Below are 19,311 nucleotides of genomic sequence, written 5' to 3'. Positions count from 1 at the left end.
TAGCAGCAAGTGTCGTTTTGAAGCTCCATGACGGCACTTGCTGCTACCTACTCTCACCGCGAGCCCTGTCATATCCGGTTTAGTTCGTATTGAACCTCACAAGGGGGCCGAATTCTGCGCAATGCCGGTTGCGGGGCGGATACGGTAGATACATGACGTCTACCATCGCCACCGAGACCGTAAGGCCGGAACGCAATATCCCAGCAGAAATCGCACGCTCATGGCTCCTTGTTAATGCCATGAAGACGGAGCTTTTTGACCAGTCGGCTGTGTCCCGCGCCGACTCGATCATCCTGGATATTGAAGACGCCGTGGACCCTTCCCAGAAGGACCAGGCACGGAACAACGTGGTTGACTGGCTGACCGCCGGCGGCAAGGCCTGGGTCCGGATCAACGATGCCACCAGCCCCTTCTGGGCCGCCGACCTCGCCGGCCTCCGCGGCACTCCCGGCCTCCTCGGCGTGATGCTCGCCAAGACCGAATCCGCCGACCAGGTCACCGAGAGCTTCCACCGCATGGACGGCAACACCCCCGTCATCCCGCTGGTGGAATCCGCCGTCGGCATCGAGGAAGCCAACAACATCGCCAAGGCCCAGGGCGCTTTCCGCCTGGCCTTCGGTTCCGGGGACTTCCGCCGGGACACCGGCATGGCCGCCACGGCTGAGGCTATGGCCTACCCGCGCGCCAAACTGGTGGTAGCAAGCCGCGTCGGGAACCTCCCCGGCCCCATCGACGGCCCCACCGTCGGCACCAACCACCCCATCCTGCGGGAGCAGACCGGTGTCACCGTGATGATGGGCATGACCGGCAAACTTTGCCTTGCCATCGACCAGACCCCCGTCATCAACGAGGTCATCAGCCCCACACCGTCGGACGTCGCCTGGGCCACTGACTTCATGGCCGACTTCGAAGCCAACGGCCGCGTCATCCGTGACGGCTCGGACCTGCCCCGGCTGGGCCGCGCCGAGAAGATCATGAAGCTCGCGGTAGCCTTTGGGGTGCAGCCCGCGCTGTAGCACCCACACGCTTCACGTCAGGAGACCCCGTGACCGATACCCGTTATCTGGTCCACGGGGTCTTTTGGCCTGCCCCGCCGGCCTCCTGCCCGGTGCTGCGGCTGCAGGCTTCGGACGGCACTTTCCGGGAGATAGCGCTCGACGGCGGCACCCGCCTGGGTTTCCGGCTCGCCGCCGAGGGGAAAACCTGCCTTGGCCACCACCGCGTGCACGGACCCGCCCACCGGGACCACGTCCTGTGTGCCGGGCAATCACCGGTGGCCCGCGGGAACCAATGCGAGCGGTGCTTTGTGGTGGACGACTTCCGGCTGATGCACGACTTCCACAGGGGTGGAGGCGTCCCGCCCGGCCTGCGCAGCTACCTGATGCAGCCGCACTGGCTCTACGTCGCCACCTTCGCCAACGGGGCAAGCAAAGTAGGTACTGCGTCTGATCTTCGAAAATGGCAGCGGCTCGCCGAACAGGGTGCCGTGGCGGCGAGCTACGTGGCCCGCGCGGCGGACGGGCGTGTGGTGCGGATCCTTGAGGACCTGGTAACGCGCGACGGCGGGCTTCCGCAGCAGGTGCGGTCCGCGGCCAAAGCCGCCGCCCTGGCAACCCCGGCTCCTGCTTCCAGGCTCAGTGCCCATAACGCGGCACTTGCAACCACCGCCCGCCACGTCATTTCCGGGGCCGGCGAAGACGGTTTCGAAGTGGTGGACGAAAGCTGGAGCAGGCCCGGACTGGCGGAACGGCTGTGCTCCGGAAGCGTCCGGCACGCGTACCCCCACGCGCTGGCTTCGGGGCAGCACGGGTTCACCATCCAGTCCATCTGCGGCAGCTTTGTGCTGGCCGCCCTCGATGGCGCCGACCTGGAATTCGTGGTGGATCTTGGCCAGCTCAAGGGCCGCACCATCGAACTGGGCCACTACAGCTCCGAGGTGCCGGCCGTCCAGGAAGCGTTGTTCTGACTTGGAGCCAACACCGGGGCAGGCCCCGGCCGCACCCCAGTAGAATGGCAGAGTGCTGAACGAATTTTGGGCCACCGCGCCCACCCGCTATAAAGTCCTGGTCTTCAGCGCGATGGGACTGATCGCCGTCGGCATCATCCTGAACCTGGTGGGCAACACCAGCGGCAACCCCGGCCTCGCCACCGCATCCCTTCCCCTGATCGGGCTGGGCCTGGTCCTGCACATCGCCGGGATCGTGGTCCGTGGCCAAACCATCCGGAAGAACCTGCGCCGGTAACCTTTCAGGCCGCTCCCAAGCGTGGCGATAGGCTTGAGCCCATGACTATCAATCCGGACCTGCAGGGCCGAAGCTACCCTGCTGCAGAGGTTTATGACGTTGGCCGCGAGAAGATCCGCGAATTCGCCCGCGCCGTCAAAGCCACCCACCCTGCGCACTTTGATGTAGACGCTGCCAAGGCACTTGGCCACACCGATCTGGTTGCCCCGCCAACGTTCGCCATCATCATCGCCCAGCGCGCAGACGCCCAGCTCATCGAGGATCCCGAGGCCGGCATCGACTTCTCCCGCGTGGTCCATGCCGATCAGCGCTTCATCCACCACCGGCCCATCCTGGCCGGCGACCGCCTGGTTGCGGAGCTCCACGTGGACGGCGTCCGTGCCATGGGCGGGGGAGCGATGATCACCACGCGTGCCGAAATCTTCGTCCTGGGCTCGGATGATTCCCGGGAGCCGGTCACCACCACCACGTCATCCATCCTGGTCCGCGGAGAGGGACAGTAACCATGAGCCCCACCTTCAACGAACTCAGCGCCGGCCAGGAAATCGGCAGCCGCACCATCGAGGTCACCCGCACAGACCTGGTTAAGTACGCCGGCGCTTCCGGCGATTTCAACCCCATCCACTGGAACGAGGCCTTCGCCACCGGCGTGGAACTGCCCGGCGTCATCGCGCACGGCATGTTCACCATGGGCTCCGCCGTTCAGCTGGTCACTGACTGGGCAGGGAACCCAGCCGCCGTTGTCGACTTCCAGACCCGCTTTACCAAGCCGGTCCTGGTCACCGACACCACGGGAACCGCTGAGCCCGGCGCCACCATCGAGGTCAGCGGCACCATCGGAAAGCTCGACGCCGAGGCCGGCACCGCCCGCGTCGACCTCACCGTAGTTTCCGCCGGGCAGAAAGTCCTGATGAAGGCCCAGGCAGTGGTCCGGCTCAGCTGAGCCGGGAAGCCTGGCCTGACTTTCCCGATAGTGTTGTTAAGTGACTTCCACTCTGCTTTCCCAGCTGACCACGGCCGCCGTCGGAGGCCCGGCCGGCGCCTTCATCGAGGCCCGGACCGAGGCGGAGATCATCGACGCCGTCCGTTCGGCGGACGCAGCCGGTGAGCCGCTGCTGATCATCAGCGGCGGCTCCAACCTGCTGATTTCCGACGACGGGTTCCCCGGCACCGTCGTCAAAATCGCCTCGGAGGGGTTCACCGTCAACGCGGAGGACTCCTGCGGCGGCGTGGCCGTGGTGGTGCAGGCCGGGCACAACTGGGACAAGCTGGTGCAGCATGCCGTCCTGCACGCGTGGTCCGGCATCGAGGCCCTCGCCGGCATCCCTGGCTCAACGGGCGCAACTCCGGTGCAGAATGTGGGGGCCTACGGCTCTGATGTTTCCCAGACCATCGCCGCTGTCCGAACCTGGGACCGCGAGCGGAACGCCGTCAAGACGTTTACGAACTCGGAGCTGAAATTCGGCTACCGGGACTCCATCCTTAAGCAGACCACCGTCAACGGCTCACCCCGCTTCGTGGTGCTGACCGCGGAGTTCCAACTGCCGCTGGGCCGCATGAGCGCACCTATCCGCTACGCGGAGCTGGCACGGTCGCTGGGCGTGGAGCAGGGCAAACGCGCCTACGCCACCGACGTGCGCCGCGAGGTGCTGCGCCTGCGGGCTTCGAAGGGCATGGTGTGGGACCCCGAGGACCGGGACACGTACTCGACGGGTTCGTTTTTCACCAACCCCATCGTCCCGGCCGACGTCGCTGCGGCGCTTCCCGAGGGGGCGCCGCGTTACCCGGCAGGCCAAGACGGGTTGGTGAAGCTCTCCGCAGCCTGGCTGATCGACCAATCCGGCTTCAGCAAGGGCTTCGGCCTGGAGCCGGGCAGCGTCAGCGGGGGCCGCGCATCCTTGTCCACCAAGCACACGCTCGCCATCACCAACCGCGGCTCGGCCAGCGCCGCGGACGTGGTGGCCGTGGCGCGCGAAGTGCGTTCCGGCGTCGAACAGCGCTTCGGAATCAAACTGCACCCGGAGCCGCTGCTTATCGGCTTGGAACTGTAGCCCGCGCCTCATCAGGTTCTGCGTTCAGCGCCCCCGTGACGGCGTAGCCCACCCCCATCATGGCGGAGGCCCAGCCGGCGCTGGCAAGGTAGAGCCCCATAAACAGCCAGACGAGCAGGCCGGGGGCCAGCGGGTTGGCCAGGCCGGCCACGATGCAGGTCACAAGTCCCCCCGCGGCGATGGCGAGGGACAGGACCCACAGGGCCTTCCCGAACGGAGGGTGCCGGCGCCAGTCACGGAAGATGTGCAGGCCGTTCCGGTTCACGCTGATGCCGGGAAAGAGTACCGCGTATCCGCCGCCCAGGCTTAAGGCGAGGGGTGGAAGGAGCAGCAGGGGGTCAGAACGCCCGCTTTCCAGGACGGCGGACAAGGAGGCCAGCCCCAGGCCCGTTCCCGCCAGGACGGACACTGTCCCGCCAGCCATCCACCGCTTCGTTCTCAAATCAAGCAACTGCCACAAACTCCCCAAAGTCATGCTTCTACCCTAGCGGCCATGCTGGCGGGCCACTACGGAGCCTAGGATGGGCCCATGGCTTCGAGGGTGGGAACCCGACTTGACCGCCAAAGCATGGGCAGGCTGCGGCTGGCGTCCCAACGGCTGGTGCCGATGCAGGCCGCGCCGCCGGTGGTACCGGATGTCGCGGCCTCCGTGGCCGGGACGGTCCGGTGGATGACCGCGATGCAGGCCCAGGATCTGCAGGCTGCACTGTGGGCTGTGGGCGTGAGGGTACCGGGAGCGGGTTTGCAGGACGTGCGCTCAGCCCTCGACTCGGGTGTTGTGGTGCGGTCGTGGCCGATGCGGGGCACCTTGCACCTTGTAGCGCCGGAGGACCTGCACTGGATGCTGGACCTCACTGCAGCGCGGCTCACCAAGAGCATCGCCGCCCGGCACCGCGAACTGGGCATCACGTGGGCGGACATAGAGAAGACCCGCGACGTTGCGCTGGAGCGGGTTGCCGGCGGCGGGGCTGCCAGCCGGGCGGAGCTTTTCACCGTCTTTGAGGCCGCAGGGCAGCCAACCACCGGCCAGCGGGGCGTCCATATCCTGGGGACGCTGTGCCGGCATGGGTGGCTCGTGCAGGGGCCGCTGGCCGGAAACCAGCAACTGCTTGTGGCCTTCGAGAGCTGGATCCCCGTGTCGCGGAAGCTCGAACGTGAGGAGGCGATCGCGGAGTTTCTCTTGCGCTACTTCCGGAGCCACGGCCCGGCAACTGTACGGGACTTCGCGTGGTGGACGCAGATTCCCCTGACAGAGGTTCGGGCGGCGCTGGAAGACGTTAAGGAAGAGCTGGTGGAGTTGGAATTTGAGGGCCTCAGCTACTGGCTGTCCCCGGCGACAGCGTCCCTGCCTGACGGCGGTGTGCCCGGCCAGCGGTCCGTCCTCCTGTTGCCCGGCTTTGACGAGTTTGTGCTGGGCTACAGGGACCGGAGTCTGGTCCTGGCACCGGAGCACGCCAACAAGATCGTCCCCGGCGGCAACGGCGTCTTCAAAAAGACCGTGGTGGCCGGGGGAGAGGCGATAGGCACCTGGGCGGTCACCGGCAAAGGTCCGCGTGCCGCCGTCGTGCCCGAGCTCTTCGACGAAAACCGACCGCTCGGGGTTGCGGCCCGGGCTGCCTTCGCCCGCTCCGCTGAACGCTACCTGAAGTTCCTGGATCACTGACGGGCACGCGGGCGAATCGTCTCCCCCTACCGTTCAAGCGGCCCTGCCCCGCACAAGCGGTCCTGGGCAACACCGCTTGTGCGGGCCAAGGCCGCTGGTGCTGAATACAGCGCGGCCGGTTGTCCACATCCAACCAAGTTAGGCTTCCAGCGCGACCGGCGGGCAGGGGAATGTTTGACCATGAAACCTGACAGTCTCCGTGCCCTGGTGGACGGGCGTTGGCCCGGCTTTTCCGTAGCGTCGACTCAACAGTCCTGGACTGCGCCCGGATCCTGCCGCTCCAACACGCTGCCGTGATCGGTGACCACGCGTTGCGGAAAGGAGCCAGCCTCATGAAGATGAAAGCACTACTGGACGAAGGGCAGGAGAAACGGGGGAGCAGGCGCGCGCAACTTCTGTTGGACGCGTTGGATGGACGATCCGAATCAGCGGGCGAGACGCGGACCAGGCTCCTATTGCACGCACTGGGCATACAAAGCTTCACACCCCAGGTTGAAATTTCTACTTCCGGCGGGCTCTTCCGGGCGATTTTGCTGACCGGGAAGCAAAGATCATCATCGAATTTGATGGCACCGGTAAGTACACCGACTACCGGCCCGTGGAGGAGGTCCTTCTTGCCAAACGCCGGCGGGAGAATGCGCTGGTCGAAGATGGGTGGCTGGTCCTTCGGCTCCAATGGAAGCACCTTGGCCGGCCTGTAGAGCTCAAGCAGCGACTTACTGCGATGGCGGCGCGTTCCCGAAGGATGTCCGACTGACAACAAAGGCGGCCCTGCCCCGCATGAGCGGTCCTGGGCAGGACCGTTCATGTGGGGCAGGGCCGCCTTTGTGAAGGAGCGCGGGTTACAGGTTCCCGGTGGCGATGTTGAGCATGCGGCGCAGCGGCTCGGCGGCGCCCCAGAGGAGCTGGTCGCCCACGGTGAAGGCGCTGATGTACTGCGGGCCCATCTCCATCTTGCGGATACGGCCCACGGGGATGTCCAGGGTGCCGGACGCTGCCACCGGGGTCAGCTCCGCCATGGAGGCTTCCTTGGTGTTCGGGACCACCTTGGCCCACTGGTTGTCCTCGGCCAGCAGCTTCTCGATCTCGGCGACGGACAGGTCCTCGCGGAGCTTGAGGGTGAGGGCCTGGGAGTGCGAGCGCATGGCGCCGATGCGGACGCAGAGCCCGTCCATGATGACCCGGTCCTGGTCGGAGGTTCCGAGGATCTTGTTGGTCTCAACCCCGGCCTTCCATTCTTCCTTGGACTGCCCGTTGCCGAGGTCCGCGTCGATCCAGGGGATCAGGGAGCCGGCCAGCGGGACGCCGAACTCGGTGGCGTCGATGCCGGTGCGCTGGTGGGCCAGGACCTTGCGGTCGATGTCCAGGATGGCCGAGGCGGGGTCGTCCAATTCCGTGCTGACCTCGGCGTTGAGCGTGCCGAACTGGCTGAGGAGTTCACGCATGTGCCGGGCGCCGCCGCCGGAAGCAGCCTGGTAGGTCATGGAGGTGCCCCATTCCACCAGGTTGTTCTTGAACAGCCCGCCGAGGCCCATGAGCATGCAGGACACGGTGCAGTTGCCGCCGATGAAGTCCTTGGTCCCGTTGACCAGGCCCTTGTCAATGACGTCCCGGTTGATGGGGTCCAGGACGATGATCGAGTCGTCGTTCATGCGCAGGGTGGAGGCGGCATCGATCCAGAGACCGTCCCAGCCGCGGCTGCGCAGCTCGCCGTGCACCTGCTTGGTGTAGTCGCCGCCCTGGGCGGTGACGATAATGGGCAGCTTAGCCAGCGTGTCGACGTCGAACGCGTTTTCGAGCTTGCCTGCGCTGCCTTCTGCTGTTCCAGCAATGGACGGCGCGGCACCTCCCGCGTTGGAAGTGGAGAAGAACACCGGGTTGATGTTGGCGAAGTCGCCCTCGTCCTGCATACGCTGCATGAGGACGGAACCGACCATGCCGCGCCATCCGACCAGGCCGACGGAAGGGGTAGCTGCTGTAGTCATTGGTCCAGTTTAGTCGCCGGTACCGGCACAGCGCAGTCGGTTACGTCACTCACTGATTCCCGGTCGAAGACCACCAGGAAGCTGCCCCGTTACCCGTCGAACTGTTTGGCTGCGGGGTCGGGGATTCCCCCCATGGCTAGCCCCGGTCGGACTGCTCCAAGACCGCGGCCTTCCGGGCGCGCAGCGCGAAGAACGCGCCGAAGGCGAACGCCTGCGTCACCACCACCAGCACGATGGCGCCGGCGATCTTGTTGCCGCCAAGGATCATGGTGAACCCCACGATGGCGGACAGCAGCGCCAGCAGGGGGAGCAGCATGTAGCCCAGCACAAAGAGGGTTTCCGGTTTCTTCAACATGCTAGCCCTCAGTCCTTAACCATTTAGTGAATCTGTAGCGTGTTCCGTTGGCGGCCGTCAGCCAGCCGTCCGGCGGGACGGAAGCGGCAGCCTCCCAACTCGTGCCAAGCTCGGGGGCGAACGTATCGCCGTCAGCATCGACGTCGATAGTGGTGACCACCGCAACGTTGGCGAGCTCGGTTGATTGGCGGAAAATCTCGCCGCCGCCCAGGATCCAGACGGTTCCGCCGCCGTCGACGAACTGGGACTCAAGCAGCGCGTCATCAAGGGAGGTAACCACGACGGCGCCCTCCGCCTCGGGCGTATCGGCCCAGCTTTTTTGCCGGGTGACAACGATATTGGTCCGGCCGGGCAGCGGGCGGTACTTCTCCGGAAAGGACAGCCAGGTCTTGCGTCCCATCACCACGGGGTGGCCTAGCGTGAGCCGGTTGAAGTGCTTCAGGTCCTCCGGCAGGTGCCAGGGCATGTCCCCGTCTTTGCCGATAACGCCGTCCGAGGTTTGCGCCCAAACGAGCCCCACGCCGGTCACGGAAGCAGCCAGTTCCTCAGTAAAGGACTGCGGATCGGTGAAGTTCTCCGTGCTCATACGGCGATCGGGGCCTTGATCGTGGGGTGGTGCCGGTAGCCGACCACTTCGAAGTCCTCCAGCGTGTAATCGAAGATCGAGGCCGGCTTGCGGTTGATCTTCAGCTGCGGGTACTCGTACGGTTCGCGTTCCAGCTGTTTGAGGACCTGGTCCATGTGGTTTTCGTAGATGTGGACGTCACCGCCGGTCCAGACAAACTCGCCGGGCTCGAGTCCCACTTGCTGGGCCACCATGCAGGTGAGCAGTGCGTAGGAGGCGATGTTGAACGGCACACCCAGGAACATGTCCGCGGAGCGCTGGTACAGCTGGCAGGAGAGTTTGCCGTCCGCCACGTAGAACTGGAAGAACGCGTGGCACGGTGGCAGGGCCATGTCGTGCAGTTCGGAGACGTTCCAGGCGGAGACGATGTGCCGGCGGGAGTCCGGGTTGGACTTCAGGTTCTCTACCAGCTCGGCGATCTGGTCGATGTGGCCGCCGTCCGGGGTGGGCCAGCTGCGCCATTGGACGCCGTAAACGGGCCCCAGGTCACCATCGGCGTCAGCCCACTCGTTCCAGATGGTGACGCCCTGGTCCTGCATCCATTTCACGTTCGTTTCGCCGCGCAGGAACCACAGGAGCTCAACTGCCACGGACTTGAAATGGACCCGCTTGGTGGTGATCAGGGGGAAACTCTTGGCCAGATCAAAGCGCATTTGGCGCCCGAAAACGCTGGTGGTTCCAGTCCCGGTGCGGTCCGACTTGTGCGTGCCGGAAGCCAGGACATCGCGCAGGAGGTCTTCATAAGGCGTTGGGATGCTCACCCCCCAAGTCTATCGGGGTGGGTCCCGGCCTTCGGGCATCATGACCTCCGCAACCTTACGCCGAGCAGCCCCACCAGTGGCGTGGACGGCCAGGCAGCCCAGCACGGGCCAGGCGAGGGCACGATGATGCCGCCGGGATCGGGGGCGGGGTGGCGGTTGGACTGGCCGGAAGGATGCCGGCGTTTCCGGCGGGCTGCAGCGAGCTGACCAGTCAGCCCAGGATCCCCACCCAAAGGGCGTGCCGCGATGCTGTGGTTGCCGACGCTGTCACTGCAGGAGTCAGTCGTCGAACGGCTTGAACTGCTCCACGGCAACAATCCTGTTTTTCCCGCCTGGAGCCACATGGCACACCACCAGTTCGCCGGGGGACAGAAACGGTTCCTCGGCGGGCAGAAGGGCGCCCAGATGCGCGGGCATGTGTTTGGCCAGCTCCCCGAATACGGTGGGCAGCGCCGGCCGGTGGGTGCAGACGGCTACCGGCCGCTGCCTCTCGAGAAGGGCCTCGATGACTGCCGCTGTTTTCTTGGGGCTCCGCTCGTGCCGGTGTTCGGTAAGGGCCTCCACCAGTTTGACCTTTGCACCGGTCGCCTTTGCATAGGGCGCGACCGTGGCAACACATCGGAGCCACGGGCTGGTGACAACCCGGGGCGGCTTCCATGCCTGGAGCAGCCGGCCCACAGCTTGTGCCTGGCGCGTTCCGGTGGCAGCCAGCGGCCGCTCGCCTTCAGCCTTGCTCCAGGACGAACGGGGCTTTGCTTTTGCGTGCCGGACCACCAGCAGGGGCCAAGTGTCCAGTTCCCCACGCTCGTGGGCGTCCCGCAGGTATTCAAGGGGTTCCACGTCGGAGGGGTTGGACAGCAGCCGGGCCGCCTTATCCGGGGCACACCACATCACGCTGTCCACCTCCTTGCCGTCCGGAACCAGCCCGGCGCCATTGACCTTGACGGCCCAGTAATGAACGACTTTCAAGCCGCTTGCCACGTGATAGTGGATGGGGGGCAGCGGCCTGCCCAGTGCGGCAGTGAGCCCAATCTCCTCCCACACCTCGCGGACGGCGCATTCAGGGATGGTCTCGCCGTCGTCGATCTTGCCTTTTGGCCAGGACCAATCGTCATAACGGGGCCGATGGATCAGCAGTACTTCAAGTGCGTCCTTGTTGACGCGCCACGGCAGCGCCCCGGCAGCCGTGACGGCTACCGGTTCGCCTGGGTGGTCTGTCTGGTCTGCTACGAGTGCGTCGCTCGACAAAACCGCAGCCCTTACCGTCGGCTCAGGCTACGTTGCCGCGGCCGTGAGGCCAGCAGGAAGGACTGGACGTCCTCCAGCCGCCTGCCGTCGTCGGCCAGATGGTGACGCGACCAGTTCCCTTCGTTGTCCAGGTGCCAGCTTGCAGTTTCCGGGGCCATGTAGCGGCGCAACAGGTCCAGGACGTAGTTGATGTCATCGGGAGCGCTCAGCTGGACCAGGGCCTCAACCCGGCGGTCCAGGTTGCGGTGCATCATGTCCGCCGAGCCGATATACACCACCGGATTCCCACCGTTCGCGAATGCGAACACGCGGGAGTGCTCCAGGAACCGGCCCAGGACCGAACGGACGGTGATGTTGTCGCTGAGCCCGGGCACCGCCGGGCGCAGCGAGCAGATGCCGCGGACGATAACATCCACCTTCACCCCGGCCTGGGACGCACGGTAGAGCGAGTCGATGATGGCTTCGTCCACCATGGAGTTGACCTTGATCTGGACCCGGGCCGGCAGCCCGGCCCGGGCGTTCCGGATCTCGGTTTCGATCCGGTCGATCAGCCCGGAACGCACCGAACGCGGAGCGACCAGAAGCCTCTTGAAGGTTGACTTGGGAGCGTAGCCGGAGAGCTGGTTGAAAAGCTTGGAGAGGTCCTCGCCCACCTGGTCGTTGGCCGTGAGCAGGCCCAGATCCTCGTAGTACCGGGCTGTGCGGGGGTGGTAGTTGCCCGTGCCGATGTGGCAGTACCGCCGCAGCCCGTCCACTTCCTGGCGCACCACCAGCGAGAGCTTGCAGTGCGTCTTCAGGCCCACGATGCCGTACACCACGTGCACGCCGGCCTGTTCAAGCTTGCGGGCCCAGGAGATGTTTGCCTGCTCATCAAACCTGGCCTTGATCTCCACCAGGGCCAGGACCTGTTTGCCTGCCTCGGCGGCATCAATGAGGGCGTCCACAATGGGGGAGTCGCCCGAGGTGCGGTACAGGGTCTGTTTGATGGCCTGGACCTTGGGGTCCGCCGCCGCCTGCTCCAGGAAGGCCTGCACCGAGGTCGAAAACGAGTCGTACGGGTGGTGGAGCAGGATGTCGCGGCGGCGCATCGCGGCGAAGACGTTGGCGGCCTTGGAGGTCTCGGACTCGTTCAGGTACCGGGAGGTATGGGGAACGTGCTTGGGGTAGTGGAGGTCGGCGCGGTCGATGCCGGCAATGACTGAAAGGCCCCGGAGATCCAGCGGGGCCGGGACCGAGTAGACCTCGGATTCCTCAACGCCCAGTTCGCGGATCAGCAGCGCACGGATGTTCGGGTTGATGTCGTTGGTCACCTCGAGCCGGACGGGCGGGCCGAAGCGGCGGCGCAGCAGTTCCTTTTCGAGCGCCTGCAGCAGGTTCTCGGCGTCGTCCTCTTCAACCTCCACGTCCTCGTTCCTGGTGACCCGGAAGGTGTGGTGCTCGAGGACCTCCATCCCGGCAAACAATTTGTCCAGGTGGACGGCGATGACTTCCTCAAGCGCGATGAAGCGGGCCACGCGGCCTGCCACCGCGCCGGCACGCGGGCCGTCGATGGAGATGAGCCGCGGCAGCTGGTCCGGCACCTTGACACGCGCGAACAGTTCCTTGTCGCTGACGGGGTTCCGCACCACGACGGCCAGGTTCAGGGAAAGGCCCGAAATGTAGGGGAACGGATGTGCCGGGTCCACCGCCAGGGGCGTCAGGATGGGGAACACTTTTTCGGCGAACATCTGGCTGAGCTGCTGCTTGGCAGCATCATCCAGTTCGTCCCAGTGCATCAGGTGGATGTGCTCGTAAGCCAGGGCCGGGCGGATCTGTTCCGCGAAGACCTGTGCGTGGCGCTGCTGGAGCCGGTGGGCTTCCTCACCGATTTTTTCCAGCACTTCCACCGGGCTCAGGCCTGCAGGGGAGGGAACAGCCAGTCCGGTGGCGATGCGCCGCTTCAGGCCGGCCACGCGGACCATAAAAAACTCGTCCAGGTTGGACGCGAAAATGGAGAGGAAGCTGACCCGTTCCAGCAGGTGCAGGGAAGCGTCTTCGGCAAGTTCCAGGACCCTGGAGTTGAAGCTGAGCCAGCTCAGTTCCCGGTCAAGGAAGCGGTCCGGCCGGATGTCGCCCTCGGGTTCCAGGTTGGGCGCGAAGTCCGGGATGTCAATCCGGTCCTGTGTGGCCCGCGACGCCGGAACCTCCGAGGAGCCGAATCGGGCGCGCACGGGGACTGGAGTCTCTTGGGACGTGGCTGCTCCGGAAGGTTCCGGGTTCATGGCATCTCCTTTACCTGGCGCTTTGATGCGGCCGTATCCGGCCTGCGCGGTTCTGTTTCAACCTTACAAGCAATCAGTAGCCAGGGGCCGTGGATTTCACGCCGCAGGGCCCTTGCGTCAGGGGATTGGACTAACCCGACGCGGGGCCGTACATCACATCCATGTCCCAGCGCGTGAAGCCCAGCCGCCGGTACAGGGAGACCGCGGGTGCGTTGTCGGCGTCGACGTACAGCATGACCGCGTGCAGCCCCAGGCCCTGCAGGTACTTGATGCCCGCCACCGTGAGCGCTTTGCCCAGGCCCGACCCCTGGGCTTCCGGGGTCACGCCCACCACATAGATTTCACCGATCGCGGGGTGGGAGCCGTGGCTGGGGTGCACCTTGGTCCAGTGGTAGCCGAGCAGCCGGCCGTTCCCATTGACGGCAAGGAGGAAGCCTGCGGGGTCAAACCATTCCTCAGCCATACGGGCATCGAGGTCGGCGCGGGTGAGGCTGCCCTGCTCGGGGTGGTGGGAAAACGCTGCACGGTTGGCAGCCAGCCAGCCGTCCTCATCCTGGCCGGGCACAAACGCCCGGATGTGAACTCCGTCCGGAAGGACGACGTCGGGAAGGTCCGCCGCCGCCGTCGTCATCCGCATTTTCCACAGCTCGCGCACGGGCACATAGCCGTAGCGGGCGGCAAGATCCGCGGCTGCCTCATGGTTGCCGTGCGACCATGCTTTCAGTCCCTGGAGCCCCCGCTTGTCCTGGAGGGCGCCCACGAGGCGGTCGGCGACACCCTGGTTGCGGTAGCTGGGATGCACGGCGATTTCGACCACGCCGCTGCCGTCCGCTTCTTCGACCACCGCCGCGAACCCTGCAAGGTCCTGGCCGGAGGAGGGATCAGAGTCCTCGTCCGGGGCATACAGGGCAAGGGTGAGCACCTGGTGTTCCGCGGAATCGCCGGCGCGCATGCTGATGAGGGTCTGCTCCGATATGGAGGGGTTGCCGTCAGACTCTTCCGCTGCAGCCAGCAGATTGCCGCAGTCCTTCAGGAGCTGCCGGTCAATACCGCCTTGAACAACTTGGACGGGCCACTTCTCAGGGTGCGCTGGAGTCATGAGGCAAGGCTATACGGGATCATCGGATACCGGACCGCGGTCAGCCCGGCTCAGGCTTCCGTCAGCTCGTCTTCCTGCTGCCGCACCAGGGTGAGCCGGTAGCCAACGTTGCGGACAGTGCTGATGAGGTTCTCGTGGTCGGCGCCGAGTTTGGCGCGCAGCCGCCGGACGTGGACGTCCACGGTACGGGTGCCCCCGTAGTAGTCGTAGCCCCACACTTCGGTGAGCAACTGCTGGCGGGTGAACACACGGCCGGGGTGCTGTGCCAGGTACTTCAGGAGCTCGAATTCCTTGAACGTCAGGTTCAGGGGTGCCCCGTTCACACGGGCGGTGTAGCTCGCCTCATCGATGACGACGCCGGCGGCGCGGATTTCGGACGGCGTGTCCTCCTGCTCGGGGACGGCCCGGGCGACGGACAGCCGGATACGGGCCTCCACCTCGGCGGGGCCGGCAGATTCGAGCACGATGTCGTCCACGGCCCAGGCGGAGGAGACAGCGGCCATGCCGCCTTCGGTGAGGATCAGCACCAGCGGGGCGCTCAGGCCGGTGGCCTTGAGGAGCTGGGTGAGGGACCGGGCCCCCACCAGGTCCTTGCGGGCGTCCAGCAGCACGATGTCGCAGGGGTCCGTCTCCAGCAGGGCGGTGGGCTCGGCGGGGAGGATGTGGACCCGGTGGTTCAGCAATTCCAAGGCAGGCAGGATGTCCACCGAAGAACCGGTGCTGTTCGTCAGTAACAGGATGTGCGACATTGTTCCTCCAAGGGCCGTCCGCGCATCGTTGGGCGACTGAACCGGATTCTCACCGGCCGGTACTGGCTCCCTGCCCCGGTTTGGGACTCCGCCGACGGCAGGGGTCCGGCCACTTCAGCAGGGAACTTAGCTGAGCTCCGAGTATACCCGGCGGCCCTTAAGCTGGCACTGGTCCGGTCCTGATCGAGGGACGTTTTGCGACATAAGCCGTTCACATAAGGCAGGATTGTGGCAGGGCCTGATGCCCTGCCACTGAGGGCGGACCGCCTTCCAAGGTCAACGCAGGATGGGATGCAGCGCAGTGAGTGCACAGACTAAGCCCCGGCCGGGATCCGTATGACGGCGGACCTGCAGGCGCCGGTCCGCTCCCTTGGCTCGTGGACCATCGGCGTGGTGGGCATCGCCGGGCTGGCTGCGATCATCGCCGGGGTATACACCTCCCGCGAGGCCCTCGTCGCTGTTGCCGTGGCCAGCGCGGCCGCGGTGGGCATCGGCTGGCCCCATTTCCTCCGGATTCCCGCCAAAAAGACACTCGCGGCGGTGATTGCCCTCGCCGGAGCCGGCTCGGCGCTCGCCGCCGCGTACGCGCCCGCTCCGGGCTACCTGGACTGGACACCGCCCTTCATCGCCCTGGGAATCATGGCTGTCTTTGTGGTGCAGCTGATCCGCGGAACGGGGCAGGCCCAGCGGCTGGAGTCGACGCTTGGCTGCTCGGTGGGAGTGCTGCTGGCCTGCCTCGGCGCGGGCTGGATCGCCGGCGCCCGGTTCAACGGGGTAAGGGAGATGCTGCTGGTGGCAGCCATCAGCGCGGCAGTTGCCCTGATGGCCTGCCTGATCAGGTGGCCGGACAGCATCATCGCGCCCCTGGGCATCATCCTCGCCGGACTTGCCGGTCCGCTCGCAGGGCTGGTCCTCTCCGACATCGCCGTCCTGCCGGCTGCCATCTTTGGTGTTGTGGTGGGCGCGGTCCTGGTCAGCTTCCGCCGGCTCGTGACGCTCCGCGGTGCACCGCTTAATGGTCCTGCTGCCCTTAGCATGGGGCTGGCGCCCGTCTCCGCGGTGGGTTCCCTGGCTTACTTCATAGACAAACTACTCATCTACTAACGGGTTAGGATGGCATCATGTCCGTACTTGCTTTTGAAATCTTCTTCCTTGTCCTGCTCGGCATCGCCAGCCTGTCCATGGCGTGGTTTGCCGGCTTTGTGGTCTACCGCCTGTTCAAAGGCCAGAAGTAGACCCTTTCCGGAGCTAGCAGTTTCCCGAGGTATTTGCTGTGCCGATTGAGATTCCCACAGACCTGACCCCAGAACTTGTCCCGCTTTCCTGGCTCATTGGTGAGTGGGAGGGCCGCGGCCGTTTGGGCTCCGGGGACGAGGACTCGGAACACTTCCTGCAGCACGTGTCCTTCACCCACAACGGGCTGGCTTACCTCCAGTACCGTGCGGAGAGCTGGTTGACGGACGACGACGGCACGCGCCTGCGGCCCCTGACCGTCGAGACCGGCTTTTGGGCACTGGAGCGCAAGCAGCTCGATGCCGATGGCGGCCCCGGCCTGATCCCGGCGGACATCGTTCCCGCGTTGAAGAGTGCCGATGAGGTGGAAGCCCTCCGCAACAGCGAGGGCGGCTTCGACATCTCCGTGTCCATCTCGCATCCCGGCGGGATCTCCGAGCTGTACTACGGGCAGATCAAAGGACCCCAGATCCAGCTCACAACGGACATGGTGATGCGTGGGAGCCACTCCAAGGACTACAGCGCCGCCACGCGCATCTTCGGCCTGGTGGATGGGAACCTGCTGTGGCGGTGGGACGTCGCCGTCGGCGGCAAGGAGGGCAAGGGACTGGAAGCCCACGCCTCCGCCTTCCTCAAAAAAGTCTCCTGACCGTCCGCGGTCCGGAGGGAATGAAAGCGGGTGGTGGCACATGGAAGATCCGCAGAGCGTACCTGCCTCCGGGAACCGCCGGGACTACAGCGATCTGAAAGCTGTTTTCTTCAACGGGACCCTGAAAAGATCGCCTCAGACGTCCAACACGGACGGGCTGATCAACATCAGCCGGCTCATCATGGAAAAGCAGGGTGTCAGCACCAGGGTGATCCGCACCGTGGACCACGATATCGCCAGCGGCGTCTACCCGGACATGACCCAGTACGGCTGGCCCACTGACGCATGGCCTGAGCTCTACCCGGCAGTGGAGGACGCGGACATCCTGGTGGTGGCCGGGCCCATCTGGCTGGGAGACAACTCCTCGCAGACCAAGAAGCTGATAGAGCGGCTGTATGCCCACTCCGGCGAACTCAACAGCAAAGGCCAGTGGGTCTTCTACCCCAAGGTGGGCGGCTGCCTGATCACCGGCAACGAGGACGGCATCAAACACTGCTCCATGAACGTCCTTTACAGCCTCCAGCACATCGGCTTCAGCATCCCGCCCCAGGCGGACGCAGGCTGGATCGGTCCGGTGGGCCCAGGCCCCAGCTATCTGGACGAGGGCTCCGGCGGGCCCGAAAGCGACTTCACCAACCGAAACGCCACCTTCATGACCTGGAACCTCCTGCACCTTGCCCGGATCCTCAAGGACGCCGGCGGTTACCCGGCCCACGGCAATCTTCCGCAGGAGTGGGCGGCAGGAACGCGTTTCGATTTCGAAAACCCGGAGTACCGCTAGCCCCTGCGGTGGTTGAGCTGTCGAAACCGGAATACACACTGACCTAAGGACGTTGCCCCCAGTATGACTACTCCCAGCCCTCTGTTGTCGCGCCCTGGAGCCGTTGAGGCAACCGGTGCGGACGCCGGCGTCGCCTCCCACTACGGTGAGCCGCTGCGCGAGCAGCGCGCACTCGCTGCCGGTACCGCCGTCGTCGACCTTTCCCACCGCGGCGTTGTCACGGTCACCGGGCCGGACAGGCTGAGCTGGCTCAACACGCTGTCCTCGCAGCAGGTGACCGGCCTCCAGCCGGGGGAGTCCAGCGAACTGCTCCTCTTGAGTGTCCAGGGCAGGATCGACTTCGACGCCAGGGTGATTGACGACGGCGTGACCACCTGGCTGCTCGTAGAAGCCGCCGAAGCAGCACCCCTGGCAGAGTTCCTGAACAGGATGAAGTTCATGCTGCGGGTGGAAATTGCTGACGTTTCCGCCGATTGGGCGGCAGTGGGCAGCACCCGGGCAGTTCCCGAATGGTCCGCACTGCTGGCGTGGCAGGATCCCTGGCCCAACGTGGCCCCGGGCGGCTACTCCTACGCCACCGTCCCCCCGGCAAGCCATCCCGGGCTGGAGCGCCCCTGGTTTGAGTACCTGGTTCCGGCCGCGGAACTGGAACAGACCGTTGGAGGGCGACAGTTGGCCGGCGTCCTCGCAGCCGAAGCGCTGCGGCTCGCCGCCTGGCGGCCCCGCATCGGTGCTGAGACGGACGACAAAACCATCCCGCACGAGCTGGACCTGCTCCGCACCGCAGTCCACCTGGCCAAGGGCTGCTACAAAGGCCAGGAAACCATCGCGCGTGTGCACAACCTCGGGCACCCGCCGCGCCGGCTCGTTTTCCTCCAGCTGGATGGATCCCAGCACACGCTGCCGCAGGCCGGAAGCCCTGTGCTGGTGGGAGAGCGGAAGGTCGGGACGGTCACCTCAGTGGCGCAGCACTACGAGATGGGGCCGGTTGCCCTGGCAGTCATAAAGCGTTCCGTGGGCGCGGATGAAATACTGACGGTGTTGGACGGCGAGGAGCCTTATCCTGCCGCCCAGGAACTCATCGTTGCCCCCGACGCCGGCCAGGTAGTGGGGCGCCAGACCGGATTCCTTAGGGGGCCCCGATAATGACAGACACGGCAGGACATGGTTCAGGGCAGTCGGACGCATCTCCTGCGGCCCCGGGAGGGCACGACGACGATGCGCTGGCTTTGGCACACACGCTGTTCCAGGCGGCCAGGGAAGGGGACACAGCAATGCTGCGTGCCTATCTCGACGCCGGCGCTCCCGCCGCCTTGACCAACTCCGCCGGTGATTCCCTCCTGATGCTGGCCGCCTATCACGGCCACGCGGAGACCGTTCAGCTCATCCTGGGACACGGCGCTGAAGCGGACACCGCCAACGACCGCGGCCAGACTCCGCTCGCCGGAGCGGCTTTCAAGGGCTACACGGAGGTTGCCCGGGTCCTGCTCGACGCCGGAGCCGATCCTGACGCCGGTTCACCATCTGCCCGCGCGGCGGCCCAGATGTTCGCGCGCCAGGAGATCCTGGATCTCCTGGGCTAGCACCACCGGGTCCCGCCCGGCAGAT

General features: G+C 65.7%; 21 protein-coding genes. 12 read left to right on the top strand and 9 right to left on the bottom strand.

The window, feature by feature from the left end:
* Window positions 1-152: 152 nt before the first annotated feature.
* Genes AC50X7_RS05995 through AC50X7_RS05970 form a run of 6 tightly spaced genes read left to right on the top strand, consistent with a single transcriptional unit; the run spans window position 153 to window position 4,294 of the window.
* Window positions 153-1,016 (top strand): HpcH/HpaI aldolase/citrate lyase family protein, encoded by an 864-nt coding sequence (locus tag AC50X7_RS05995; RefSeq protein ID WP_307094302.1) that lies wholly within the window; start codon window positions 153-155, stop codon window positions 1,014-1,016.
* Between the two features lie 29 nt (window positions 1,017-1,045).
* Window positions 1,046-1,966: a DUF2797 domain-containing protein gene (locus AC50X7_RS05990; protein ID WP_494978139.1), complete on the top strand. Its 921-nt coding sequence runs from the start codon at window positions 1,046-1,048 to the stop codon at window positions 1,964-1,966.
* A 52-nt stretch (window positions 1,967-2,018) separates the two neighbouring features.
* Window positions 2,019-2,243 (top strand): DUF3188 domain-containing protein, encoded by a 225-nt coding sequence (locus tag AC50X7_RS05985; protein ID WP_494978138.1) that lies wholly within the window; start codon window positions 2,019-2,021, stop codon window positions 2,241-2,243.
* 41 nt (window positions 2,244-2,284) lie between these two features.
* Entirely contained in the window at window positions 2,285-2,746 is a 462-nt protein-coding gene (locus AC50X7_RS05980; RefSeq protein ID WP_494978137.1) for an FAS1-like dehydratase domain-containing protein, read from the top strand.
* A 2-nt stretch (window positions 2,747-2,748) separates the two neighbouring features.
* On the top strand, window positions 2,749-3,186 hold the full coding sequence (locus AC50X7_RS05975; RefSeq protein WP_494978136.1) for a MaoC family dehydratase: 438 nt from the start codon (window positions 2,749-2,751) through the stop codon (window positions 3,184-3,186).
* A 40-nt stretch (window positions 3,187-3,226) separates the two neighbouring features.
* Window positions 3,227-4,294, top strand: coding sequence for a UDP-N-acetylmuramate dehydrogenase (locus AC50X7_RS05970; protein WP_494978135.1), 1,068 nt, complete (start codon window positions 3,227-3,229; stop codon window positions 4,292-4,294).
* On the opposite strand, the gene AC50X7_RS05965 is transcribed toward AC50X7_RS05970, so the two are convergent.
* The gene (locus tag AC50X7_RS05965) at window positions 4,275-4,769 is read right to left on the bottom strand and encodes a hypothetical protein (RefSeq protein ID WP_494978134.1); all 495 of its coding nucleotides are present in this window, start codon (window positions 4,767-4,769) and stop codon (window positions 4,275-4,277) included. The genes AC50X7_RS05970 and AC50X7_RS05965 overlap by 20 nt on opposite strands.
* Before the next feature lie 54 nt (window positions 4,770-4,823).
* On the opposite strand from AC50X7_RS05965, the gene AC50X7_RS05960 reads away from it, so the two are divergent.
* Window positions 4,824-5,957 carry a winged helix DNA-binding domain-containing protein gene (locus tag AC50X7_RS05960; protein ID WP_494978133.1) on the top strand — a complete coding sequence of 378 codons (1,134 nt, stop codon included), beginning with the start codon at window positions 4,824-4,826 and terminating at the stop codon, window positions 5,955-5,957.
* 842 nt (window positions 5,958-6,799) lie between these two features.
* On the opposite strand, the gene asd is transcribed toward AC50X7_RS05960, so the two are convergent.
* The 8 genes from asd to AC50X7_RS05920 form a co-directional block, all read right to left on the bottom strand.
* On the bottom strand, window positions 6,800-7,942 hold the full coding sequence (asd, locus tag AC50X7_RS05955; RefSeq protein WP_494978132.1) for an aspartate-semialdehyde dehydrogenase: 1,143 nt from the start codon (window positions 7,940-7,942) through the stop codon (window positions 6,800-6,802).
* A gap of 136 nt (window positions 7,943-8,078) precedes the next feature.
* Entirely contained in the window at window positions 8,079-8,297 is a 219-nt protein-coding gene (locus tag AC50X7_RS05950) for an NF038396 family protein (protein ID WP_494978131.1), read from the bottom strand.
* Window position 8,298: 1 nt separating this feature from the next.
* Window positions 8,299-8,883 carry a dihydrofolate reductase gene (locus AC50X7_RS05945; protein ID WP_494978130.1) on the bottom strand — a complete coding sequence of 195 codons (585 nt, stop codon included), beginning with the start codon at window positions 8,881-8,883 and terminating at the stop codon, window positions 8,299-8,301.
* Complete coding sequence (locus AC50X7_RS05940; protein WP_494978129.1) at window positions 8,880-9,683, bottom strand: thymidylate synthase; 804 nt, start codon at window positions 9,681-9,683, stop codon at window positions 8,880-8,882. Before AC50X7_RS05940 ends, AC50X7_RS05945 begins: the two co-directional genes overlap by 4 nt.
* Before the next feature lie 279 nt (window positions 9,684-9,962).
* Complete coding sequence (locus AC50X7_RS05935) at window positions 9,963-10,931, bottom strand: NUDIX hydrolase (protein ID WP_494978128.1); 969 nt, start codon at window positions 10,929-10,931, stop codon at window positions 9,963-9,965.
* A gap of 11 nt (window positions 10,932-10,942) precedes the next feature.
* Window positions 10,943-13,192: an RNA degradosome polyphosphate kinase gene (locus AC50X7_RS05930; RefSeq protein ID WP_494978127.1), complete on the bottom strand. Its 2,250-nt coding sequence runs from the start codon at window positions 13,190-13,192 to the stop codon at window positions 10,943-10,945.
* 130 nt (window positions 13,193-13,322) lie between these two features.
* Window positions 13,323-14,291, bottom strand: coding sequence for a mycothiol synthase (gene mshD, locus AC50X7_RS05925; protein ID WP_494978126.1), 969 nt, complete (start codon window positions 14,289-14,291; stop codon window positions 13,323-13,325).
* A 50-nt stretch (window positions 14,292-14,341) separates the two neighbouring features.
* On the bottom strand, window positions 14,342-15,040 hold the full coding sequence (locus AC50X7_RS05920) for a winged helix-turn-helix transcriptional regulator (protein WP_163161846.1): 699 nt from the start codon (window positions 15,038-15,040) through the stop codon (window positions 14,342-14,344).
* A 336-nt stretch (window positions 15,041-15,376) separates the two neighbouring features.
* On the opposite strand from AC50X7_RS05920, the gene AC50X7_RS05915 reads away from it, so the two are divergent.
* From AC50X7_RS05915 to AC50X7_RS05895, 5 genes are all read left to right on the top strand, one after another.
* The gene (locus tag AC50X7_RS05915; protein ID WP_494978125.1) at window positions 15,377-16,144 is read left to right on the top strand and encodes a permease; all 768 of its coding nucleotides are present in this window, start codon (window positions 15,377-15,379) and stop codon (window positions 16,142-16,144) included.
* Between the two features lie 169 nt (window positions 16,145-16,313).
* Window positions 16,314-16,922, top strand: coding sequence for a nitrobindin family protein (locus AC50X7_RS05910; protein ID WP_307094317.1), 609 nt, complete (start codon window positions 16,314-16,316; stop codon window positions 16,920-16,922).
* Window positions 16,923-16,962: 40 nt separating this feature from the next.
* Window positions 16,963-17,703, top strand: coding sequence for a flavodoxin family protein (locus tag AC50X7_RS05905; protein WP_494978124.1), 741 nt, complete (start codon window positions 16,963-16,965; stop codon window positions 17,701-17,703).
* Window positions 17,704-17,766: 63 nt separating this feature from the next.
* Window positions 17,767-18,849, top strand: a complete 1,083-nt coding sequence (gene ygfZ, locus AC50X7_RS05900; protein WP_494978123.1) for a CAF17-like 4Fe-4S cluster assembly/insertion protein YgfZ — start codon at window positions 17,767-17,769, stop codon at window positions 18,847-18,849.
* Window positions 18,849-19,286, top strand: coding sequence for an ankyrin repeat domain-containing protein (locus tag AC50X7_RS05895; protein WP_494978122.1), 438 nt, complete (start codon window positions 18,849-18,851; stop codon window positions 19,284-19,286). Before ygfZ ends, AC50X7_RS05895 begins: the two co-directional genes overlap by 1 nt.
* Window positions 19,287-19,311 lie beyond the last annotated feature (25 nt).

The sequence above is a fragment of the Pseudarthrobacter sp. Hb11 genome, from assembly GCF_059383655.1.
Note: the sequence above shows the minus strand (reverse complement) of the source record. Positions and strands in the feature narration are given on the sequence as shown.

Coding starts and splice junctions, on each gene's coding strand:
- AC50X7_RS05995 (WP_307094302.1), top strand. CDS start 153: ATGACGTCTACCATCGCCACCGAGACCGTAAGGCCGGAACGCAATATC.
- AC50X7_RS05980 (WP_494978137.1), top strand. CDS start 2,285: ATGACTATCAATCCGGACCTGCAGGGCCGAAGCTACCCTGCTGCAGAG.
- AC50X7_RS05975 (WP_494978136.1), top strand. CDS start 2,749: ATGAGCCCCACCTTCAACGAACTCAGCGCCGGCCAGGAAATCGGCAGC.
- AC50X7_RS05965 (WP_494978134.1), bottom strand. CDS start 4,769: ATGACTTTGGGGAGTTTGTGGCAGTTGCTTGATTTGAGAACGAAGCGG.
- AC50X7_RS05960 (WP_494978133.1), top strand. CDS start 4,824: ATGGCTTCGAGGGTGGGAACCCGACTTGACCGCCAAAGCATGGGCAGG.
- asd (WP_494978132.1), bottom strand. CDS start 7,942: ATGACTACAGCAGCTACCCCTTCCGTCGGCCTGGTCGGATGGCGCGGC.
- AC50X7_RS05950 (WP_494978131.1), bottom strand. CDS start 8,297: ATGTTGAAGAAACCGGAAACCCTCTTTGTGCTGGGCTACATGCTGCTC.
- AC50X7_RS05945 (WP_494978130.1), bottom strand. CDS start 8,883: ATGAGCACGGAGAACTTCACCGATCCGCAGTCCTTTACTGAGGAACTG.
- AC50X7_RS05930 (WP_494978127.1), bottom strand. CDS start 13,192: ATGAACCCGGAACCTTCCGGAGCAGCCACGTCCCAAGAGACTCCAGTC.
- mshD (WP_494978126.1), bottom strand. CDS start 14,291: ATGACTCCAGCGCACCCTGAGAAGTGGCCCGTCCAAGTTGTTCAAGGC.
- AC50X7_RS05920 (WP_163161846.1), bottom strand. CDS start 15,040: ATGTCGCACATCCTGTTACTGACGAACAGCACCGGTTCTTCGGTGGAC.
- AC50X7_RS05915 (WP_494978125.1), top strand. CDS start 15,377: ATGACGGCGGACCTGCAGGCGCCGGTCCGCTCCCTTGGCTCGTGGACC.
- AC50X7_RS05905 (WP_494978124.1), top strand. CDS start 16,963: ATGGAAGATCCGCAGAGCGTACCTGCCTCCGGGAACCGCCGGGACTAC.
- ygfZ (WP_494978123.1), top strand. CDS start 17,767: ATGACTACTCCCAGCCCTCTGTTGTCGCGCCCTGGAGCCGTTGAGGCA.
- AC50X7_RS05895 (WP_494978122.1), top strand. CDS start 18,849: ATGACAGACACGGCAGGACATGGTTCAGGGCAGTCGGACGCATCTCCT.